The sequence below is a fragment of the Chlorobium sp. genome (genome assembly GCF_021740465.1).
In the GTDB taxonomy this organism is placed as follows: domain Bacteria; phylum Bacteroidota; class Chlorobiia; order Chlorobiales; family Chlorobiaceae; genus Chlorobium.
This window is the reverse complement of the sequence record NZ_JAIOZR010000021.1, coordinates 22,357-36,993: the sequence shown is the minus strand read 5'-3', so window position 1 is coordinate 36,993 and position 14,637 is coordinate 22,357. Positions and strand designations below refer to the sequence as shown.

Annotated in this window: 14 protein-coding genes and 2 tRNA genes; 4 read left to right on the top strand and 12 right to left on the bottom strand. The window is 52.8% G+C overall.

Annotation, left to right across the window (positions count from 1 at the left end; genetic code table 11):
- The first annotated feature begins 60 nt into the window (after positions 1–60).
- A tRNA-Arg gene (locus tag K9G39_RS09325) sits at positions 61–137 on the top strand.
- Positions 138–159: 22 nt separating this feature from the next.
- Positions 160–232: transfer RNA gene (locus K9G39_RS09320), tRNA-Gln, on the top strand.
- Between the two features lie 317 nt (positions 233–549).
- Here K9G39_RS09320 and K9G39_RS09315 read toward each other — a convergent pair.
- The 8 genes from K9G39_RS09315 to hisD form a co-directional block, all read right to left on the bottom strand.
- The gene (locus tag K9G39_RS09315) at positions 550–1,071 is read right to left on the bottom strand and encodes a hypothetical protein (protein WP_292004652.1); all 522 of its coding nucleotides are present in this window, start codon (positions 1,069–1,071) and stop codon (positions 550–552) included.
- Between the two features lie 99 nt (positions 1,072–1,170).
- Complete coding sequence (locus K9G39_RS09310) at positions 1,171–1,464, bottom strand: H-NS histone family protein (RefSeq protein ID WP_292004651.1); 294 nt, start codon at positions 1,462–1,464, stop codon at positions 1,171–1,173.
- A 718-nt stretch (positions 1,465–2,182) separates the two neighbouring features.
- Complete coding sequence (locus tag K9G39_RS09305) at positions 2,183–2,521, bottom strand: hypothetical protein (protein ID WP_292004650.1); 339 nt, start codon at positions 2,519–2,521, stop codon at positions 2,183–2,185.
- Positions 2,522–2,678: 157 nt separating this feature from the next.
- Positions 2,679–2,867, bottom strand: a complete 189-nt coding sequence (locus K9G39_RS11205; protein WP_363319382.1) for an Arm DNA-binding domain-containing protein — start codon at positions 2,865–2,867, stop codon at positions 2,679–2,681.
- Positions 2,868–3,005: 138 nt separating this feature from the next.
- Positions 3,006–3,242 (bottom strand): hypothetical protein, encoded by a 237-nt coding sequence (locus tag K9G39_RS09300; RefSeq protein ID WP_292004649.1) that lies wholly within the window; start codon positions 3,240–3,242, stop codon positions 3,006–3,008.
- Between the two features lie 145 nt (positions 3,243–3,387).
- Positions 3,388–5,958 carry a bifunctional aconitate hydratase 2/2-methylisocitrate dehydratase gene (acnB, locus tag K9G39_RS09295; RefSeq protein ID WP_292004648.1) on the bottom strand — a complete coding sequence of 857 codons (2,571 nt, stop codon included), beginning with the start codon at positions 5,956–5,958 and terminating at the stop codon, positions 3,388–3,390.
- 296 nt (positions 5,959–6,254) lie between these two features.
- Positions 6,255–7,301 (bottom strand): tRNA preQ1(34) S-adenosylmethionine ribosyltransferase-isomerase QueA, encoded by a 1,047-nt coding sequence (gene queA, locus K9G39_RS09290; protein WP_292004647.1) that lies wholly within the window; start codon positions 7,299–7,301, stop codon positions 6,255–6,257.
- Entirely contained in the window at positions 7,298–8,584 is a 1,287-nt protein-coding gene (hisD, locus tag K9G39_RS09285) for a histidinol dehydrogenase (RefSeq protein ID WP_292004646.1), read from the bottom strand. Before hisD ends, queA begins: the two co-directional genes overlap by 4 nt.
- Positions 8,585–8,842: 258 nt before the next feature.
- Here hisD and K9G39_RS09280 point away from each other — a divergent pair, with 258 nt between their 5' ends.
- Positions 8,843–9,871, top strand: a complete 1,029-nt coding sequence (locus K9G39_RS09280; RefSeq protein ID WP_292004645.1) for a rod shape-determining protein — start codon at positions 8,843–8,845, stop codon at positions 9,869–9,871.
- A gap of 4 nt (positions 9,872–9,875) precedes the next feature.
- Here K9G39_RS09280 and bshA read toward each other — a convergent pair whose 3' ends face one another.
- Positions 9,876–11,021: an N-acetyl-alpha-D-glucosaminyl L-malate synthase BshA gene (bshA, locus tag K9G39_RS09275; protein ID WP_292004644.1), complete on the bottom strand. Its 1,146-nt coding sequence runs from the start codon at positions 11,019–11,021 to the stop codon at positions 9,876–9,878.
- 175 nt (positions 11,022–11,196) lie between these two features.
- Here bshA and K9G39_RS09270 point away from each other — a divergent pair, with 175 nt between their 5' ends.
- Complete coding sequence (locus K9G39_RS09270) at positions 11,197–12,402, top strand: methionine adenosyltransferase (RefSeq protein WP_292004643.1); 1,206 nt, start codon at positions 11,197–11,199, stop codon at positions 12,400–12,402.
- A 12-nt stretch (positions 12,403–12,414) separates the two neighbouring features.
- Here the strand turns inward: K9G39_RS09270 and K9G39_RS09265 are convergent, their stop codons facing one another.
- The 3 genes from K9G39_RS09265 to K9G39_RS09255 all read right to left on the bottom strand — a co-directional run bounded on the left by K9G39_RS09265 (position 12,415) and on the right by K9G39_RS09255 (position 14,489).
- Positions 12,415–13,389, bottom strand: a complete 975-nt coding sequence (locus tag K9G39_RS09265; protein WP_292004642.1) for a calcium/sodium antiporter — start codon at positions 13,387–13,389, stop codon at positions 12,415–12,417.
- Positions 13,390–13,476: 87 nt separating this feature from the next.
- A complete protein-coding gene (locus K9G39_RS09260) occupies positions 13,477–14,295 on the bottom strand; it encodes a copper resistance protein NlpE N-terminal domain-containing protein (RefSeq protein WP_292004641.1) in 819 nt (272 codons plus the stop codon).
- 71 nt (positions 14,296–14,366) lie between these two features.
- Positions 14,367–14,489, bottom strand: a complete 123-nt coding sequence (locus K9G39_RS09255; RefSeq protein ID WP_292004640.1) for a hypothetical protein — start codon at positions 14,487–14,489, stop codon at positions 14,367–14,369.
- Between the last annotated feature and the right edge of the window lie 148 nt (positions 14,490–14,637).

The window sequence follows — 14,637 nt, the reverse complement described above, 5'->3', positions numbered from 1 at the left end:
AGGACATCGCCCTCTCAAGGCGAAGATCACGGGTTCGAATCCCGTACACGCTACACTGTTGCACCCGTAGCTCAACTGGATAGAGTATCTGACTACGAATCAGACGGTTAGAGGTTCGAATCCTCTCGGGTGTACCATACGTTATATGCTGAACTTTATTGAGGAGTGGCCAAATTGGTAAGGCTCCTGATTCTGGATCAGGCAATTCCAGGTTCGAGTCCTGGCTCCTCAGCAACGAAAAACCCCTGTAGCAGAAAATGTTACAGGGGTTTTTCGTTTCCGGAAGGCACAATCTTTCTTTGGTGATTCAAGCTAAAACTCACCCTGGAACTGTATCTCGGGATCACCTGTAATGTAGAGCCGATTATCCCCCGCAAAAAGCTCTTCCATAACTTTCTTCGAAAGCCTGGCTGCATCGATAACAAGAAACAACTACAGGAATACACATTACAAATCCCTTTCCTTAACCCAATGATACTTATGTGCGAAGCGCATTCTTCTATATTTATCAAAAGCTATTGATAACGCGTCAAAACCTGACTCTATTTTTTAAGGATATTTCTCTATAGAACACAAGTAATAATCGATATCATTTTGATTATTGCAAATAAATCCCTCAATCACCTCAGAAAATTCAGAATATTCATTTTTTAACAGACCAAGCGCTTTGCGATTCAGTGTATCTATCGGAATAATTTTACCAGGAAATCTCAGGAATAACAATTTTGACGACAATGAAACCATTAATTTATTGGCGTGTATAATTCCTTCCTCCCGTAGCTTGTTAGCGAAATCATCAACATCACGACACTTATCATCAGGCCATTCCTTTAATTCTCTCAATAAATCACTAACACAATGCGTTTTAACATTTCTTGTAACCCTGTAACTATCAATAAATAACCGGAAATATTCCGGATTATTTTTCAAATAATCTTTTTCATCTATTTCATCTATTTCATCATTACGATACCTTCTGTAATTATTAATAAATTTTAAATCTTTTTCATATTCAGCCAATAAATATCCAATAGACGAAATGACTATATTTTCATTTGTTTTACCTTCCATAAATCAAACTATATTATAGCCACAGATTATAATTTTGTCGGAATTAAAAAAGGGCCACTAAAGAGCAACCCTTTTTTACAATTAATTCCTCTTATAGAATCATGCAATACGATAATCATCCACACTTCCGCCTCGCTCTTCAATATCCTTAACCCACTTAGGCTTTTTACCCTTACCACTCCAGGTTTTATCTTCCAGCCTGTATTTAATTATTTTAGGTCTTTTTGCTTTAACTGGCGCTATTTTTCTCTGTATATCATTGATTGAAATACCCGATTCATTCATCCTGGAAATAATATCAGCAATAACTTCTCTTTTGCTTGCGGCTTTTTGTTCATTAATTTGCTTCTGGATGGCAGCTACCTGCGCCTGTAATTCTGCGATAGTTTGCATAGTAATATTTCGGATTATGATTCAGGGGGCTAAAGTAATAATATAATATTTTTTAATAAAAAATACAGACACGGAATCCTGCATACATATGACACCCCATCGATTCAGGGCCAACAAACTCCCCCCGGCATTTTTTCCGGAGTTATTTATTTCTACCCTGAATTATTTATATAACTTCATAAAACCTGTCTCTCTTTGACGCCGTACCTCGTTATTGCATAAGGTTGGTAACATGTAGACCAAAGTATGATTATTGCCTCTATAGCAGCAATAACCTCGCCAAGACAGATGAAAATTGTTATCCGCTTCGCCTGGTTATAAATTCAGAACCGGAATTCATCAAGAAAACAGATAACTTATTATTATTTAATATTTTCACCTACACCTGCCACACCATCTGCACCAATCCACTTCTCCTACCGTATGAGGGCCTCCTTCATCTCTGGCAACCGGTTGCAGTTGCTATAGACCCCGACAATTCCACTATCAACATGATGGACGATGATCCTTTCAACAACATCAGGACGGATGCCTGTTTCATGCATTCCGGTGCTTATGGGGTGCCGGAGCTGGTTAGGGGTGACGCCCCTCTTCTGCAAAATTTTCAAAATCGTAGCATTCAGAGGACGAATAATGGCTCGTGGATGCCTGTGCCCTCCCTTATGTTCCTTTGGCCCTGTCGTCCATTGATCGCCATCGATCTGTTTTCACTGTATATTCAACACACTACATCATCCATAATGCCGGATGGTTTTTCATTGATGGAGTGAACAGGAGTACAACGCTGGATGAGAAGAAGTACTTTATCGGCATTATTTCGAATTTCGGCTTCAGGTGCTGGCTTCTGGAGGCTGGCATACAGTCGATCAGCCAGAACGGAAGTTTTTTCAGCAATCCTGTCGGGCAGGAGAACACGTTCGTGCAAGGCAATGCGCTCCGGGTTACGCATTCCCCATACAGGAACAAGGTCTTTGTACAACGCGCGCTTCACCTCATCCTGAGAAGACTTGCCTGCAAAGGTTTTTACGTATTCATCGACAACATCTTTAATAGTCACAAGTGGTTTCTGTTACGGCTCTTAGACTGCAGGAAAAACAGATTGTGGCTCAGACTGGCTCTTTTGATGAACAGGTTACTCTGTGGAGGGGTCAACACCTGCTTTTCTGAGTGACAGCACTATGTCACGCTGCTTACGAACGCCCCTCAGGTTAAGGTCAGGATAGTTGCCAATGGTAAGAGTTTTTTGTGGCCCCATCAATCCGGTAACGATACCGCCAGCTTTTAACGCCACTGCGTGATACTCTCGGTAACAAACCATTACCATCAATAAGATCGACGCTGTTCTGTGATAGTGGGGAAAATGCTTTCCTGATCTGGCTTTCGAAAAGTTGTTCCTTGCTCATAAGTGTAGCTCGGATGCAAGAATAACTGTACCCCCGGATAACCGCACATCACATTGCTCAGGCCAGCCTACCGGACAAAAAAAAGGAAAGACAGCGCTTGCGCACTGTCTTTCCTTAAAATAGATCGGAGAACCGAACTTATTTTGCAGCAGGAGCTTCAGCTGGTTTTTCTTCACCAGCAGCAGGAGCTGCTTCTTCAGCTGCAGGAGCTGCTTCCTCAGCGGCAGGAGCTGCTTCCTCAGCGGCAGGAGCTGCTTCTTCAGCGGCAGGAGCTGCTTCTTCGGTTGCAGGTGCTTCTACAGGAGCTTCAGTTTTTGCACAGCCAACGAATGAAACTGAGCTTAAGAGGAAGAGGAAAATGAAAAGTTTTTTCATTGCTCGATTGTTGTTTTTGTTGTTTTGATAATTGAACAGCTTCTTCAGCTAACGAATATTAAAAAAAAACAGTGAGTTTTCAAAAACCGACTGCATGGCTGAATATGCAAAATATTTCCAAATCCAGCCATATTAAAAATATTTTTTAATCGACCAGCACCTGAAGATCCTCCTTGCCCAGTCTGTGGAAATTCAGATAGCTGTAGATCTCCCGTTCCCGCTCTCCGGAAAGCTGTTTTCTGACCACTTCAAGGTATTCGTCCCTGTTTGGCAGATGGCCGAGCAGCGCAGCCACGGCGGCAAGCTCCGCAGAACCGAGATAGACCTGGGCTCCCTTGCCCATACGGTTATCGAAGTTTCTCGTACTGGTCGAGAACACCACAGCGTTGTCGGCGACCCTTGCCTGGTTGCCCATGCAGAGGGAACAGCCCGGAATCTCCATACGCGCGCCTGCGGCGCCGAACACGGCATAATAGCCCTCTTCGACAAGCTTTTTCATATCCATCTTGGTTGGAGGCACGATCCAGAGCCTTGCCGAGGCGACTCCCTTGTTGCGGAGCACTTCGCCAAGAGCACGAAAATGACCGATATTGGTCATGCAGCTGCCTACGAAAACCTCGTCGATCGTCTTCGGGCGGCTGTCGTCGAGCAGCACCTCGCTGAGAGTCATGACGTCGTCGGGATCGTTCGGACAGGCAAGCACCGGCTCGGTGATAGTATTCAGGTCGATGTCGAGCACAGCCGCATATTCTGCATCGCGGTCAGGTTCCAGAAGCACGGGATTGGCAACCCACTCCTGCATTTTGCCGATTCTGCGGCGCAGGGTCTCGGGATCGCCGTAACCCTCTTCGATCATCTGCCGGAGCAGCGCGATATTGGAGTTGAGATACTCGATTACCGGCTCCTTGTCGAGACGGACAGTACAGGCCGCCGCACTGCGCTCCGCCGAAGCGTCGCTGAGCTCGAAAGCCTGTTCGACCTTGAGCTGCGGAAGCCCTTCGATTTCAAGAATCCTGCCGGCAAAAATGTTTTTCTTGCCTTTTTTCTCGACCGTCAGAAGTCCCCGTTTGATGGCGACGTAGGGAATGGCGTTGACAAGGTCGCGCAAGGTGATTCCCTCCTGCAGTTCTCCGGTAAAGCGCACAAGCACCGACTCGGGTACGTTGAGCGGCATGGTGCCGGTCACCGCGGCAAACGCAACGAGACCCGAACCGCCTGGGAATGATACACCGATGGGAAACCGGGTATGGGAGTCCCCGCCGGTACCGAGGGTATCGGGAAGCACCATGCGATTCAGCCAGGTGTGAATGACACCGTCTCCGGGCCGGAGGGCAACGCCGCCCCTGCTCATGATGAAATACGGCAGGGTGCGGTGCAGTTTGACGTCAGAAGGCTTGGGATAAGCCGCCGTGTGGCAGAAGCTCTGCATCACCAGATCGGCGCTGAAGCTCAGTGCTGCAAGCTCCTTGACCTCGTCGCGGGTCATGGCGCCGGTCGTATCCTGGGAGCCGACCGTCAGGGTCTCGGGTTCGACATACATGCCCGGCCTTACTCCGGCGAGCCCGCAGGCCTTGCCGATCATTTTCTGCGCAAGGGTATAGCCCTTTCCGGAATCAGCCGGCTGCGAGGGTGCCGTAAAAATGCTCTCTTCACCCATGCCGAGAACGGTACGGGCCTTTCTGGTAAGGGTTCTTCCGATAATGAGAGGAATCCGTCCTCCGGCTCTCACCTCGTCGGCAAGGGTATTGGGAGCGAGGTCGAAACGGGAGATGGTCTGGCCGTTCTTCTCGATCCTGCCTTCGTAGGGATAAACATCGATCACATCCCCCGTTTCCATGGCGCTCACATCGGCCTGGATCGGAAGAGCGCCTGAATCTTCGGCGGTATTGAAAAAGATCGGTGCAACAATGCCGCCGATCACCACGCCGCCGGTTCTTTTGTTCGGCACGGCGGGAATATCCTGGCCGAGATGCCACTGCACCGAGTTGATGCCCGATTTCCTGCTCGATCCGGTGCCCACGACATCGCCGACATAGGCAAGAGGATGGCCATTCTCCTTGAGGCGGGCGATGGTTCCGATCGGATCGTCCATTTTCGAGCCGAGCATGCAGAGCGCATGGAACGGAATATCGCTGCGGGTAAAGGCTTCGCTGGCCGGTGAAAGATCGTCGGTATTTGTTTCACCGGGTACCTTGAAGACCGTCAGGGTCATTTTCTCCGGCAGTAGCGGCCTCGAAGTAAACCATTCGGCATCGGCCCATGACTGCAGCACCTCTTTCGCATAAGGATTGGAAAGCGACATGGCGGCAACGGCATCGAATGAATCATAGACGAGCAGCACATTCTTGAGCATGGCGGCTGCCGTACTGCAGATCAGGACGTCTTTGTGACTCAGCGCATCGATAAGCGGCTTTACATTGTAACCGCCGAGCATGGTGCCCAGAATTTTCACGGCTTCTACCGGCGTCACGACTTCGCAGCTCTCTTCCCCCTTGATGATGGCGTCGAGAAACGCCGCCTTCTCGAAAGCGGCATCGTCCACGCCGGGGCTGATGTGCTCACAGAACAGTTCGAGCAGATACTCTTTATCGACAACCGGCTGCTGGCGGAGCAGTTCGATCAGTGAACGGGCCTGTTCCGCCGTCAACGGCAGTGGCGGAATGCCAAGTTGGGCTCTCTCTTCAGTATGCGCGCGATATTGGCTGACAAAACTCATAGGTCATTCTCCCGGAGTTACGTTTGAAACGGTTATTAAATTGAAATCCGACAGGAAGGAAAACGCTCTTTTGTCTTCAGGAAAAAGACAAAACAATTATAATAGCACACCTTTTTTTTAAAACAAAACAATAGCTGGAACATGGACGGATGGTCTGCCGCACTTTCTAAGTCCGATATCGGAGCATGTCTGAAATTTTAAAGCGAACGACCTGCCACTGGCACTCTCCGACAAAAAACTTCCCGCCTTTCAGCCGGCAAATTCCGGAAAACCCTGGAGCGACAACGATTTCCCACTCAGGAACCGGACAGCAGTCCGGCTCCGACAAGCATGCTGTCACCGTAGCTGAGAAAGCGGTAGTTTTCCGCCGTTGCCTCCATGTAGGCCTTCATGAGCGGCTCCCTGCCAGCGAAAGCGGCGGTCAGCATCAGCACCGTCGAGCGCGGTGCATGAAAATTGGTGAGGAGAAGATCGATAACCCTGAAGCTGTAACCAGGGTAAATGAAGATATCGGCTTCACCGCTCACCCCCTCTGGGTCGGCCTCCCACTCCGGGCCTCCAGCTGCATGTTCGAGCGAACGGGTAACCGTGGTGCCCACTGCTATCACCCTTCCCCCCGTGGCCTTTGTCCGGCGGATCTTTTCCAGGGCTTCCCGTGGTATTTCGTAGTACTCCCGGTGCATGACATGCTCCTCGAATCGATCGACCCGTATCGGCAAAAAGGTTCCCAGTCCGACATGCAGGGTCAGTGCCGCCGTATCGACCCCTTTGAGACGAAGCCGGTCAAGCAGTTCGGTGGTCATGTTGAGCGATGCCGTAGGTGCGGCGACCGAACCCGGACGCTCGGCGAAAACCGTCTGGTAACGTTCGGCGTCAACCGCTTCGGCCTCCCGTTTCAGATAGGGAGGAATGGGCACGGCGGCATGCCGTTCGAACAGAATCGGCAGATCGATACCCTCGGCCGATGCAATGCGGGCGATGCCCTCACCGGCGATCTCGCAAACCAGCAGATCGTGGCCGTGAGCCGTCAGCCGGTCGCCTTTTTTCAGGCGTCCGCGGTAAAGCACAAGACTCTGCGTCCCTTCGTGTTTTTCAAGCAGCATCAGCTCGACCGACGCCCCCGTTGTTTTCCGGGCGAACATCCTCGCCTTGACGACCCGGCTGTTGTTGAGCACCAGCAGGTCTCCCTCCCGGAGAAAATCAGCAAGGGCTGCGTACCGGCTGTGCATCGTACCCCCTGAGGTGCTGTCAAGCACCAGCAGCCGTGTTGCACCTCGCTGCTCCGGAGGGTATCTGGCTATCATCTCCTCTGGCAGCGGGTAATCGAAATCGCCTACATTCATGACTGCCTGAGCCGTTCACGAACCGCCTCTGCATGGGCCTGAAGCCCCTCATGATCGGCAAAGGTGGCTATTTTCTCCCCACAGGCGAGCAGCTGTTTTCGTGAATAGGAGATAATCGAGGTGTGCTTGATGAAATCGCGCACCGAAAGCGGCGAGAAAAACCTCGCAGTCCCGTTGGTCGGCAGGGTGTGGTTTGGCCCGGCGAAATAATCGCCCACGGTTTCGCAGGAGTAGGCACCCATGAAAACCGCACCGGCATGGCGGATTCCGGTAAGCACATCCCAGGGGCTTGTAACATGCAGTTCCAGATGTTCGGGCGCTATCATATCGGACACCCGGCAGGCTTCCTCCATGGAACCGGTAATGACGATGGCTCCGTTGGCGGAAAGCGCCTCGGCGATCACCTCCTTGCGCAGCATCGAGCCGATACGTCGCTCTGCAGCATCCCTTACCGCAAAAGCGAGCTTCTCCGACGGCGTGATGAGGACGGCCGATGCATCGGGGTCATGTTCGGCCTGAGCAAACATGTCAAGCACAATGAAATCAGGATTGGCCGATTCATCGGCCAGAACAACAACCTCCGAAGGTCCGGCGATGCTGTCGATGGCGACGTGACCGAACACCATCTTCTTGGCAAGGGCAACATACTTGTTACCCGGTCCGGTAATGATATCGACTTTCGGAACGGTTTCGGTACCAAAGGCGAATGCCGCGACCGCCTGGGCGCCACCAAGCCTGAAAATGCTCCCGATACCGGCAACCTTTGCTGCGGCAAGAATATGGGGACTGACGTTCCCCTCCCTGTCGCAGGGGGTCGTCATATAGATCTCCCCGACGCCGGCCACCTGGGCCGGCGCAGCGTTCATGAGCAGAGAGGAGGGATAAGCGGCTTTTCCTCCCGGCACATAGAGCATGGCTTTCTCCATTGGCGTAACCCGCTGACCGAGAATTACTCCACCCTGCTCTTCATAGAAAAAACTTTTTTCCACCTCATGGCGGTGAAAGGCCGTTATGTTCCGGAAAGCCTCCTCGAGCACCCCTATAAAACCGGGATCGGCGTTCTCGTAAGCGTTGCAGATCTCTTCAGGCGATACCATCATATCCTGCAAACGGATCCCCTGAAACCGCTCGGTAAAGTCAAGCACCGCAGAGTCTCCTCCCGTGCGTACCGAATGCAGGATGTCATGAACGGCGTTCTCGACATCCTGCTCGAAGACAACGCTTCTTTCCAGCTGCTTTTTCAGCACCTCGCCGTCGGTGGCATAACGGTAGATATTCAACACTTTTTCAATCCCGTTTTTGGTTTTACAGACCGCTTTTTCCTGATTTTGCTAATGTAGTGAATCGTGCTGTTTATAAAAACCGCAGGCCTCTCACGACAAAAGAGAGGCCTGTGAAAAAAGACCGGCCCGAGCAGCTCTTTTCATTTGAAAAAAAAGTTCTATTGGAGTACTTTTAGGGTTTAGATGAAACCTTGGAATATAGCCTGAACAGCCGCCTTTCCAAGCCGCGATGACACCACACTTAGATCTATTGATGACATGAGCTTTTTCAGCAGTCTGTTCCGGGATATCGCTATCGATCTCGGTACGGCAAACACCCTTATTTATATCCGCGACAAAGGTATCGTACTCAATGAGCCCTCAATTGTCGCTCGCGAACGTAATTCAGGAAAAGTAGTAGCCATAGGACACGACGCCCTCCTGATGCATGAAAAAACCCACCCCGGCATCGTTACCATAAGACCTCTTGCCAACGGTGTAATTGCCGATTATGAAGCCACCGAAGAGCTCATCAAGGGGCTGATCAACAAAACCAAAACCCAGTTCTCGTTCGGCATACGCAGAATGGTGATCGGCATTCCATCCGGCATCACCGAGGTCGAAAAACGGGCCGTGCGCGATTCAGCCGAACATGTAGGGGCAAAGGAGGTCTACCTTGTCGCCGAACCAATGGCTGCGGCAATCGGCATCGGCATCGACGTCAAGGAGCCTATGGGCAACATGATCGTCGATATCGGAGGCGGTACCACTGAAATCGCGGTCATTTCGCTGGGAGGCATTGCATCGGGTGAATCGCTGCGTGTAGCAGGCACGGACATCACCAACTCCATCGTCAGGCACTTCAGAAAAGCATACAACCTTGCTATCGGAGAACGCACCGCAGAGGATGTCAAAATCAAGATCGCTTCGGCCTACAAGCTCGACAAGGAGCTGACCATGACAGTAAGGGGCAGAAACCTGGTTACGGCGCTTCCGGAAGAACGCGAAATCAACTCCCCCACCATCAGGGACGCTATCGCCACGCCCATCAGCCAGATCATCATCTCGATCAAGAAAAGCCTCGAGGTCACCAAACCCGAACTCTCGTCCGATATCCTTGACCGGGGGCTTTTTCTGGCCGGTGGCGGAGCCCTCATCAAGGGACTTGACAAAAAAATCAACGAGGAAACGAAGCTTGCCGTGCATATCAGCGAAGAGCCGTTGACCGCTGTAGCCCGAGGTACCGGGGAAGTGCTGGAAAACCTCGAAAAGTACCGCAGCGTCCTGCTTTCCACAAAACGCTACTGACACTTCAGCCGGGGCGGGATGCTTCGATCAGTTCGGAGTAGAACGCTTCATACCGTTCGACAAGCAGAGAGGTTTCGAAACGCTTTGCCTGTCGGACGCAGGCTGCCGAAAAGTCCCGATGAAGATCTTCGTCAAGAAGCAGCATCAGCGATTTTTCGGTCATCGCCCCGATATCGCCCGGAGGAAGCAGGTACCCGTGTACTCCGGATACGATAAACTCGGGAAATCCTCCTGCGTCGGTAGCGACCACCGGCACACCACAAGCCATAGCCTCGAGGGCCGCAAGACCGAACGACTCGGCGTTGCTTGGCATCAGCATAAGATCGGCCAGGGAAAGCAGCGGTACGATATCGTCGATTTTGCCGAGAAAACGCACCCGATCGGCAATACCCAGTTCACGTACCCGGATTTCGGCGGCACTTCTTTCAGGGCCGTCCCCGACAAAAAGCATCGTCACGTCGATATGCCCGGTGAGGGTCGCAAACACCTTCACGATATCGCCGATGCACTTTACCGGCCTGAAATTCGAAATATGGATCACGATTTTTTCGCTGTCGAGTCCCAGCTGCCCGCGAAGCTCAGAATCGGGTGAGCGCGAAAACAGGGTGGTATCAACAAAATTCGGAATCACCGAAATCTCATTTTTCGGGCTGAACATCCTCCGGGTTTCATCGCGAAGATAGCCTGACACCGCGGTCACGCCATCCGATTTGTTGATGGCAAGACGCACGACATCCTGCATCCCGGGATCGGCACCCACCACGGTAATATCGGTACCGTGCAGCGTGGTGGCAAGGCTGAAACAACGGGCTTCGGCACACTTGTCCTCGAGCATCTGCCGGGCAAGCATGGCACTCAGGGCGTGCGGAATAGCGTAATGGGCATGAACCACGTCAAGCTTTTCGTAATAGGCAACATCGGCGATCTTCGAGGCAAGGGCAAGCGAGTAGAAGGGGCACTCGAAGAGCGGGTAGTGCATCACCTCGACCTCGTGATAATAAATGTTCTTTGAAAAGGTCCCCAGCCGGAACGGAGCTGCCTGGCTGAAAAAATGAACGATATGGCCGCGCCCGGCAAGTGCCTTGCCCAGTTCTGCGGCAATTGCTCCGCTTCCGCCGTAGGTATGGTGACAGGAGATACCGATTTTCATGTCTCACTCGCTTTTTTATTGCCGCAATATACCATAAAAAGCAGGAACAAACCGCCGGGATCCGCTTTGCTACGGTTGCTGCAGCATTGTCGCTGAACGAAACCATGGTTTCCGGGATTACTATTTTTTCAGGTGCGGCAACGGAAGCAAATTCCACAGAATCCGGAGAGGGAACATGAAAAATATCTGTATCGAAAAAAACGAAGGGCTGACGGCAGGCGAACAGCAGATCGAACTGGTTGAACGCAAGGGAACGGGTCATCCCGACACCATCTGCGACTCCATTATGGAAGCTGCATGTTTAAGCCTGTGCCGCGAATACCTCGACAAAACAGGCCGCATCCTGCATCACAATCTCGACAAAGGCCTGCTTGTCGCCGGGCGAACCGCTCCGAAACCTGGAGGAGGCGAGACGGTAGAGCCAATGCGCATAATTACGGGCGACCGGGCGACCATGAGCTGGAACGGCGTTCCCCTGCCGGTACATGACATCGTGGAATCCGCAGCGAAGACATGGATAACTGACCATCTGCACTTCGTCGATCCCGAACGGCACGTGGTGTTCCAGCACGAAATCAGGCCGGGTTCAGCCGAACTTTCTGACCTCTTTTCACGGGCCACCATCGGAGCCAACGACACCTCCGCGGGAGTTGGCTATGCCCCGCTGAGCGAAACCGAGTCTACGGTGCTCGAAACCGAACGCTACCTGAACTCTCCGGGCTTCAAGCGGCTTTTTCCCGAAACCGGGGAGGACATCAAGATCATGGGGTTCCGCAACGGCGGCAGGCTCGATCTTACCGTCGCCATGGCGTTCGTCGACCGGTACATCGCGGACTGCGCCGACTACTTCAAAAAAAAACAGGCCGTGTCGGAACATCTCGAAGCCTGGCTGCAGAGCGGCAACCACTCTTTCGATACCCTTGACCTGCAGATCAACGCGCTTGACGATCCTGAACGGGGCGAGGGAGGCATCTACCTGACCGTGCTCGGCACGTCGGCCGAAGGGGCCGACGGTGGCGAGGTGGGGCGCGGCAACCGGGTCAACGGCCTGATAGCTTTCGGCAGACCTTCGAGCCTCGAAGCCGCCGCAGGCAAGAATCCCGTGAGCCATGTCGGAAAAATCTACAACTGTCTTGCGCGGAACACGGCGGAGCGCATCTATAGCGAAGTACAGGGAATAAAGGAGGTTGTGGTCTTTTACTGCAGCCGTATCGGCAGCCCCGTCGACCGGCCGCTCGTGGCGTCGGCCCGGATCACGGCGGAACCCGGAAAAGCTTTCGGCCCGATCGGCCGGGCTGCTTCGGCAATCATCGAGAGCGAACTGAACGGCATGGCCGGTTTTCTCGATAGACTCGCTCTCGGATGCTTTCCGGTCTGCTGAAAAGGTGAGCGGTTAACCGAAGCTTGTCGAAACAAGATAGATGGTATAGGCTGCGTAAGTACCGAGCAGGATCGTGCCTTCGATCCTGTTGATCCTTCCCGTTCCCTCCCCGCGAAAACCGTAACCGACGACAAAAAGCGAAACGGTCAGCAGCAGCATGATCATGATGTCGCGCGAAAAAACCGCCGGGGCTATGGAAACAGGACAGATCGCTCCTGCGACACCTGCAACGGCAAGGGTGTTGAAGAGGTTCGAACCGATCACGTTGCCGAGCGCGATATCGTGCTCACCCTTGCGTACGGCGGCAAGCGACGAAGCGAGCTCCGGCAGTGAGGTGCCGACGGCTACAACGGTAAGGCCTATCACCATATCGCTCACACCGAGCGCTCCGGCGATGCCGACAGCCCCCCATACCAGCATGCGCGAACTGACCAGCAGCAGCAGCAGCCCTGATGCGACAAGCATGAGTGCCTTGCCGAGCGGCATCGGGTGCTGCTCCAGCTCGTTCTCCATCTCGACGGCGAACTCGTCGCCCGATTTCATGATGCCCTCCCACACCGACCATCCCATCAGGAGGGCGAAAAGAATAAGAAGAAGGGTGGCGTCCTGCCGGCTGAACATGCCGTCGTACATCAGGAACGCAGCGATAGCGGTCATGAGCGTCAGGATCGGCAGCTCCTTGCGCAGCACGCGCGAATGCACGGCAATAGGGCTGAGCAGCGCGGTCAGACCGAGAATGAGCGCGATGTTCGTAATATTCGATCCGAAAACGTTGCCGAGCGCAATATCGGGATTCCCCTCTGAAGCGGAGATCGCGGAAACCGTCATTTCAGGAGCGGAGGTGCCGAACCCTACGATCACCATACCGATCAGCAGCGGCGGAAGCCTGAAATGACGGGCTGCGGCAGCGGAACCGTCAACAAAACGCCCGGCGCTCCAAACAAGCAATACAAGACCAAAGAGAACGGCAGGAAAAAAATACAGCATGGGAAGAAAAGGTGTCGATGATGTTTATAAGAAAACGGAGCTCGATGTGCCCCCTACGTACGAAAAAAAATCCTGCATCCGCAAGCCCTATTTCAGGTAGACCGCCTCGAAACGCGCCAGGGGAGCCATGCTGACTTTTTGCAGCTGCAGCCTGTTGCCGTCGAGGGCATAACTGTCGGCGGTTTCAAGCGCCCTGAAAAAAGCCGATTCGCTATCCATGCCGGGACAGGCCATCATGCTGGAACCGAGTCCGGAAAAACGGATCCGGTTGCCCGGCTTCAGTTCATAGCTGCCGAAAAAACGGTTGCACCCTCCCGATCCCTCTACACGGCTGGCTGCACTTTTCAGGATCATATGCGCTTCGCGCCCTTTTCCACCAGGGTGAGCGCCGAGCGGATGTCCGTCAAGTTCGATGAGCTTCCAGTAGGTTTCGGTGAGCGATGCAGCAGGAGGAAAGGCGGGATGCCCGATCTTCATCAGGATATAGCGCCCGGCAAGCTGTCCGGTAATGCTGTTGCCTTCGCGATCGAGCATGACGAGCCGGTTCTCCCCCACAAGATAATGCGACACGCCTCCATCCTTCAGGGAGATCGCTATGGCACGCCCTTTTGCGTCCCAGGTGAAGCTTCCCTCTTCGGTAAAGACCCGGTCGCTTTTGCCGGGATAGGTTCTCCGTACAAGTGCGCGACCTCCCTGCTCCACGGTCACCTCCGTCTCGATGCCCCGGCAATCGGCACAGGGCAGTACACCCCTGTAGACGCCCTCCCAGTCGAGTGAAACCCTGCTGTTGTCGCCCGCAGGAACTGCCCTGCCTTCAGCGGCATCGCCCGATCGGGCGTAGTTCGCGCAGCTGCTCGTAAAAAGCATGGTCAACATCAAAAAAAGGGTGGCTGCCGGGTTTTTCATGACCTCTACCTGATTGCAATATTTACGATTACCTGTACGACACCTGCCTCACGAAAAAAACTTGAAAGAACTCACTCCGTCTCCCTTTTCTCCGAGCTGGTAACCAGCTTCTGCTCCCATACCACCATCAGGCTCGCTGTAATCAGGGCGAGGGCGACCAGTGCATGAAGAAAATCGTTGAACCAGTGTAACAAGAGCGAAACAGGGATGCTTCAAACCTGATTTTCATGGGCGCTCAGCCTGATTTTATGAAACACGGCACATTCCCCCCTAACCACGATCGGCGATTTCCCACTATCATGGCCATCCCTGTAAAACGGAATACCAACTACTTCTGTTTCT

Bases quoted from the DNA above. Each gene is read 5' to 3' on its own strand.
- K9G39_RS09315 (WP_292004652.1), bottom strand. From the start codon at position 1,071: ATGGAAGGTAAAACAAATGAAAATATAGTCATTTCGTCTATTGGATAT.
- K9G39_RS09310 (WP_292004651.1), bottom strand. From the start codon at position 1,464: ATGCAAACTATCGCAGAATTACAGGCGCAGGTAGCTGCCATCCAGAAG.
- K9G39_RS11205 (WP_363319382.1), bottom strand. From the start codon at position 2,867: ATGAGCAAGGAACAACTTTTCGAAAGCCAGATCAGGAAAGCATTTTCC.
- K9G39_RS09300 (WP_292004649.1), bottom strand. From the start codon at position 3,242: ATGAAAAAACTTTTCATTTTCCTCTTCCTCTTAAGCTCAGTTTCATTC.
- acnB (WP_292004648.1), bottom strand. From the start codon at position 5,958: ATGAGTTTTGTCAGCCAATATCGCGCGCATACTGAAGAGAGAGCCCAA.
- queA (WP_292004647.1), bottom strand. From the start codon at position 7,301: ATGAATGTAGGCGATTTCGATTACCCGCTGCCAGAGGAGATGATAGCC.
- K9G39_RS09280 (WP_292004645.1), top strand. From the start codon at position 8,843: ATGAGCTTTTTCAGCAGTCTGTTCCGGGATATCGCTATCGATCTCGGT.
- bshA (WP_292004644.1), bottom strand. From the start codon at position 11,021: ATGAAAATCGGTATCTCCTGTCACCATACCTACGGCGGAAGCGGAGCA.
- K9G39_RS09270 (WP_292004643.1), top strand. From the start codon at position 11,197: ATGAAAAATATCTGTATCGAAAAAAACGAAGGGCTGACGGCAGGCGAA.
- K9G39_RS09265 (WP_292004642.1), bottom strand. From the start codon at position 13,389: ATGCTGTATTTTTTTCCTGCCGTTCTCTTTGGTCTTGTATTGCTTGTT.
- K9G39_RS09260 (WP_292004641.1), bottom strand. From the start codon at position 14,295: ATGAAAAACCCGGCAGCCACCCTTTTTTTGATGTTGACCATGCTTTTT.